This is a genomic window from Halococcus sp. AFM35 (assembly GCF_051195015.1).
Taxonomy (GTDB): domain Archaea; phylum Halobacteriota; class Halobacteria; order Halobacteriales; family Halococcaceae; genus Halococcus.
Window position 1 is genome coordinate 1 of the sequence record NZ_JBNTJU010000110.1, and the last position, 531, is coordinate 531.

The window sequence follows — 531 nt, forward strand, 5'->3', positions numbered from 1 at the left end:
AGTTCGAGGAACGTCCCCTCAACGAGAGCGCGGAAGTCGTCCGCGCTCTCGGTCGAAATCGGCGAGATGGCACGCTTGAGAACACCCCAAACCGGCTCGATTGGCTGGAGATGCGGCGAAGCGATAGGCAGAAACACCAGCGTAATTCCGAGCTCCTCCGCTCGTATGCGCGTGTACTCAGCGTTGTGTGAGGAGAAGTTATCCAAGACGAGCAGAATCCGGCCGGTCGGATTCTGCTCGCGGATTGCTTCGAACACCTCCACGATCCGCTCTTTGTGGAGACTCTCGACGGCTCTAAGAACGCTGGTACCGTTGAGCGCGTAGAAGCCGACGGTTGTCGTCTTCACGCGCGGCATATGTTTCACGATGCGTGGTTTCCCGAACGCCCAGAGCCGATGCCGATTCTCCGTCGGCATCGGCCATGCTTCATCGAAAGAAGCCGAGAACCGTCTCTCCGGGATCAACGGCCTCCTCATTAGCCTCCTCGCCGAGCGCCTCGACAAGGCGCTCGGCGAGAATCTCTTCGGCATT

1 protein-coding gene is annotated in these 531 nt (G+C 59.3%); it reads right to left on the minus strand.

Annotation, left to right across the window (positions count from 1 at the left end):
- On the minus strand, positions 1-416 hold a 416-nt coding region (locus ACQUQO_RS18290; RefSeq protein WP_435080088.1), incomplete at its 3' end, for an IS630 family transposase.
- Between the last annotated feature and the right edge of the window lie 115 nt (positions 417-531).